This window comes from Streptococcus sp. VTCC 12905, from assembly GCF_049893385.1.
GTDB classification, from domain to species: Bacteria; Bacillota; Bacilli; order Lactobacillales; family Streptococcaceae; genus Streptococcus; species Streptococcus suis_AA.
In genome coordinates this window covers 88,654-94,653 of the sequence record NZ_JBMVJC010000005.1, presented here as the reverse complement: position 1 = coordinate 94,653, position 6,000 = coordinate 88,654, and the positions used below count along the sequence as shown (strand labels likewise).

Below are 6,000 nucleotides of genomic sequence, written 5' to 3'. Positions count from 1 at the left end.
ACCTCCTACAAGGTCTTAGAAAATGATAGCCAGTTGACCTTCTACTGGACCTTCTTGTCTGGGAAGCACGAGAAAAAGGGAATTACTCTCTATCATCATGACAAACGTCGGAGTGGCTTAGTTGTGGAGGAATTTCTTGGAGATTATACAGGTTATGTACATTGTGACATGTGGTCAGCTTATCGTCAATTAGACAAGGCTCAGCTGGTTGGTTGTTGGGCTCACGTCAGACGAAAGTTCTTTGAGGCGACTCCTAAGAAGACAGACAAGACTTCTTTAGGAGCGAAAGGATTAGCCTATTGCGACCGCCTGTTTACCTTAGAAAATGACTGGGCAGACTTGTCTACTGAGGAACGATTACATAAACGCCAGACAGAGTTGGCCCCTTTGATGGACGAATTCTTTGGCTGGTGTCGCAATCAGGCCGTTTTGCCAGGCTCCAAATTGGGCACTGCAATAGAGTATAGCCTCAAATACGAAACTACCTTCCGAACCGTTCTCTCGGATGGTGACTTAGTCCTGTCCAATAATATAGCTGAGAGGGCAATGAAGACTTTGGTTATGGGCCGTAGTGAAACAGTCCAGTGGACTGTTTCAGCCTGAGCCTTGAAATAAAAAAGCGAAGGTGGTTGTTTTCTCAGAGCTTTGAGGGAGCCAAGTCGACAGCTGTCATTCTGAGTCTTTTAGAAACTGCTAAGCGACATGGACTTGACGCAGAGAAATATATGACCTATCTTCTAGAACACTTACCTAACGAGGAGACACTCGCAAAAAAAGAGGTGCTAGAGGCTTATTTGCCATGGGACAAAAACATTAAGAGAGTATGTAAATAGAAAAAGGTTCCAGAGTCGACAGGGCTTTGGAGCCTTTTTCAATATACCTTGTTATTGGGCGGTTACTTTCCAAACTCAAAAAGACCCCATAATCTCTACAGTGGATTTACCCACTACAGAAATTACGGAGCCAAATTATGTCGCTTTTTTACGCACACTAATTTAAATCATATTGATCCAATCCATATCGCTGAATTAATGACTTTAATTTTTCGGCATATGCTGGATCTGTTGCATAACCTGATGCTAATAAGCTAGTTAATGCTGTTTCATAATTTGTTGCTTGCAAGAATCTTTGGTAGTTCTTTGTTCTCCAAGCCGTTGAAGTAAAGAAATTACCATAATCAGAAATACTTTCTAAAAGAGACTTGTAAGCTCGGAATTGTTTTTCAACAGTTATTGTTTTTCCATTCACGACTTCTTTTGTTTGAACGGTATATGTATTCCCCTTCCAACTAGAATCTGCCTTGATGCCGAATATGTTATAAGCATTTGTGGCCAGTTGAGAAGTGCCCCAACCGCTTTCTAGAATGGATTGGGCTAACATTACACTCGTTACAATACTATTTTTTTGAGAAACTTGCTGAATTGCCGGCAATATTTTGTTGAAAAATGATTGTTGACTAGTTGTCATTTGACTTTGTTCAGTAGACTTTTTCTGTGTAGAAGTTCCTGATGTGGGTTTACTTCCAACAGCACCATACCAGTTATCAATACCCTGTGCTAGAGCATTAGCCAATTTCGTTTGATAAGAATCCTGATTTATCTTCTGCAAATCAGATGGATTGTTCATAAATCCAAGTTCAACAAGGATAGCTGGAATTGCAGTTTCTCGCAATACAGCTAAAGTTTCACGTCGTACACCTCTATTGACGGCGCCAGTTCCGCTTATAAGACTTGCTTGAACTTGATTAGCTAAGATTTCACTTTCAGCTAATCTAGTTGGATCGTTATGCTTCGCGGCGTTAATTTTGGGTTGATATTCTGGATCATATTGATACCAATAAGTTTCAATACCAGTGGCATTCGAAGAAGCTGAACCTGTCGAATTAAAGTGAATACTGATAAACAAGTCTGCATTACTTTGGTTGGTCATTTTTGAGCGCTCTGTTTTGAAATCAACATTATAATCAGCTGTTCTAGTCATCAGAACCTGATAACCTAACTGAATTAAATTTGCTTTCAATTTATTTGCAACAGATAATGCTAAATTCTTCTCTTGAACTCCACCATAAGAGGCTCCGGAATCTACTCCTCCATGACCTGGATCGATGTAGACTGTGTAAGATCGTTGCACTGGAACCTCGGATAACACTGTTGTTGTGCCACCAACTCCCGTTAAACCACCACTTGAGTCCTTATAATATAGATGAACTGTATAGGTACCTGTGCGGTACTGATGGTCCTTCTTATTGACAGTTAACTTATAACTTCCATCTGACTGTCGAGTTGCTTCATACCAACGTAAATCATCTGACTGTGACCAGGTCGGCAAGATAACACTCGCTACATCCTTAGGAGAAGAGATATTGGTGACACGAACATCAAAAGTGCCTTGGGCATCATTGACATTTTCAATTGTTATTGTACCGGTAGGTTTTACTTCTGTTAAACGCGTCGTTGTGCCACCAACTCCCGTTAAACCACCACTTGAGTCCTTATAATATAGATGAACTGTATAGGTACCTGTGCGGTACTGATGGTCCTTCTTATTGACAGTTAACTTATAACTTCCATCTGACTGTCGAGTTGCTTCATACCAACGTAAATCATCTGACTGTGACCAGGTCGGCAAGATAACACTCGCTACATCCTTAGGAGAAGAGATATTGGTGACACGAACATCAAAAGTGCCTTGGGCATCATTGACATTTTCAATTGTTATTGTACCGGTAGGTTTTACTTCTGTTAAACGCGTTGTTGTGCCACCAACTCCCGTTAAACCACCACTTGAGTCCTTATAATATAGATGAACTGTATAGGTACCTGTGCGGTACTGATGGTCCTTCTTATTGACAGTTAACTTATAACTTCCATCTGACTGTCGAGTTGCTTCATACCAACGTAAATCATCTGACTGTGACCAGGTCGGCAAGATAACACTCGCTACATCCTTAGGAGAAGAGATATTGGTGACACGAACATCAAAAGTGCCTTGGGCATCATTGACATTTTCAATTGTAATTGTACCGGTAGGTTTTACTTCTGTTAATCGCGTTGTTGTTCCACCAACTCCCGTTAAACCACCACTTGAGTCCTTATAATATAGATGAACTGTATAGGTACCTGTGCGGTACTGATGGTCCTTCTTATTGACAGTTAACTTATAACTTCCATCTGACTGACGAGTTGCTTCATACCATCGTAAATCATCTGACTGTGACCAGGTCGGCAAGATTACACTCGCTATATCCTTAGGAGAAGAGATATTGGTGACACGAACATCAAAAGTGCCTTGGGCATCATTGACATTTTCAATTGTTATTGTACCGGTAGGTTTTACTTCTGTTAAACGCGTCGTTGTGCCACCAACTCCCGTTAAACCACCACTTGAGTCCTTATAATATAGATGAACTGTATAGGTACCTGTGCGGTACTGATGGTCCTTCTTATTAACAGTTAACTTATAACTTCCATCTGACTGACGAGTTGCTTCATACCAACGTAAATCATCTGACTGTGACCAGGTCGGCAAGATTACACTCGCTATATCCTTAGGAGAAGAGATATTGGTGACACGAACATCAAAAGTGCCTTTGGCATCATTGACATTTTCAATTGTTATTGTACCGGTAGGTTTTACTTCTGTTAAACGCGTTGTTGTGCCACCAACTCCCGTTAAACCACCACTTGAGTCCTTATAATATAGATGAACTGTATAGGTACCAGTGCGATACTGATGATCCTTCTTATTAACAGTTAACTTATAACTTCCATCTGACTGACGAGTTGCTTCATACCAACGTAAATCATCTGACTGTGACCAGGTCGGCAAGATTACACTCGCTATATCCTTAGGAGAAGAGATATTGGTGACACGAACATCAAAAGTGCCTTTGGCATCATTGACATTTTCAATTGTAACCGTGCCGCTCACCTTCACATCTACCACAATTTCATTCAGATAAACCATTTTGCCATTTCGGTTTACGTATGTATGAATGTTATATTTGCCGTAGTCTCTATGTTTTCTTAAATCTGCATAAGCAGCACCAGTTTGGTCAGCATTATACCAAACAATATCATCTTGACCATTCTCATCTGACCACACTGCAAATTTAATGACTTCACCACTATTGATAGAACCAGTATATTTTAGTTCTAGCGTCTGGTCAATTTGACTTGCTTTTGTAACAGCACTAGTTTGGGTACCAGAATTTGTTGCAATTCGCATCAACGAAGCCGAACGCAATTGGCTACCAACTGAGCTTGTAGTTTGTGTTGAAGTCATTGTAGAAGCGCTCGTTACTTTCGATGAATCAGTTACAGTTGCCGCCAATGAAGAACTTGCAGTACTAGAACTTTGTATCTCGCTTGCTGAAGATGAAGAATCTTTCTCAACACTATCGACTACTGTCCCAGATGAAACAGGTTTTGACGTTTCTGTTGCGCTAGTGTTTTCAATCAAATCGCTGTCATCATCAGCATTTTCAGCTACTTTAACCCAGTTGAACGAATAATCATCTAGATTATGAGCACTACCATCAATAAGGTTGGCTGTTAAAGCCAAAGTAAAGGTACGATCTTCGTCGGAAAAACTTGATCTATCTAAATAGGCCACATATTGACCACTAGCATCAATCGTAAAAGCTATCGTTTTTCCAGTATTCATTTCTGACTTAAACTGACCAGTTACTCCAACGATTTCTCCAGTAATATTTGAAAGAATCGCCTTCATTTGGCCAGTTTCCTCAACAACAGTTAATTGGCCGCCAGTTCCAGGCAAATTAGGTACAGTGACAAGCTGACTTGGAGCTTCCAAACTGTCTGCATGAACAACATATCCACTTAAAGCGACCGCGCATACGGATAAGAAAAATAATGTCCTTTTTTTCACTTTCTCCTCCTCAAATCCCATATTCAAATCTATATTCAAAACACAACCAAACGATAACTGGATCATTAGGAAAACCGTAAAAATACTAAATCTACAAAATAAATTATAGCATAATTTGGAGCATTAAAACAATATTACAATTTTTCATTTTTGTGACAATTTATCCCAATTATAAAAAAAGACGACTTTTTGAAAAATCGTCTCGTTTCCTTCTAAATGAAGGATATTCTATTTCTTCCCTTGCTTATAAAACTCTTTCAAGGCTTCTTGCCATGTCGGGATGACAAATCCTGTTGCCTTTGCCTTATCCAAGCTCATGGTTGAGTTGAAAGGACGCTTAGCCTTGGCTGGGAACTGGCTAGAGTCCACTGGCAATACCTTGGTGTTGGTATCCTTGAGGATTTCTGTCGCAAAGTCAAACCAAGTTGTGTCCTCAGTCGCATCATTTGACAAATGATAGTAGCCAAATGCTTGCTTAGTATCCACTAAGTATACCATAAATTCGGCAAGAGTACGTGTCCAAGTTGGACGGCCATGTTGGTCATTGACTACTGTTAATGTGTCTCGAGTTTGAGCAAGATTTTGCATGGTGAAGACAAAGTTTTTGCCATAGTTACCAAAGACCCAAGCTGTACGCACTGTGTAGAACTTGTCTGCAAATTTCTCAACCGCTTCCTCACCCAAACGCTTAGTACGACCGTATTCAGATTGCGGATCTGGTTGGTCATCTACTTGCCATTCTTGACCGACTGGCAACTCACCGTTGAAGACATAGTCTGTTGAGATATAGACAAGGGTTGCACCGTATTTAGCTGCTGCCTTGGCAACATTTTCAGAGCCTGTTACATTAATTTTGTAGTTAAGCTCCTTGCCTTCATCTTCAGCCATATCCACAGCTGTGTAGGCTGCACAGTGGTAAACAACACTTGGTTTTACTTCCGCAAAAAAGGCATCAACCTTTTCCGCATCCGTGATGTCCATTTCTGCTACGTCAGCAGCCACATACTCAACACCACGTTCATCTAATAAGTAACGCAATTCTGTACCCAACTGACCATTCGCACCTGTAATTAATATCATGTATACTCCTTATTTTAAGAAAGGCTTGGA

General features: G+C 40.5%; 2 protein-coding genes and 1 pseudogene. 1 reads left to right on the top strand and 2 read right to left on the bottom strand.

The features are described 5' to 3' along the window. Positions 1-833, top strand: a pseudogene (locus ACPC58_RS03330) (IS66 family transposase); the annotation flags it as partial. Positions 834-990: 157 nt separating this feature from the next. Here ACPC58_RS03330 and ACPC58_RS03325 read toward each other — a convergent pair. After that, positions 991-4,665: a GBS Bsp-like repeat-containing protein gene (locus ACPC58_RS03325; protein ID WP_434065238.1), complete on the bottom strand. Its 3,675-nt coding sequence runs from the start codon at positions 4,663-4,665 to the stop codon at positions 991-993. 453 nt (positions 4,666-5,118) lie between these two features. Beyond that, positions 5,119-5,970 carry a dTDP-4-dehydrorhamnose reductase gene (gene rfbD / locus ACPC58_RS03320; RefSeq protein ID WP_130555031.1) on the bottom strand — a complete coding sequence of 284 codons (852 nt, stop codon included), beginning with the start codon at positions 5,968-5,970 and terminating at the stop codon, positions 5,119-5,121. Positions 5,971-6,000 lie beyond the last annotated feature (30 nt).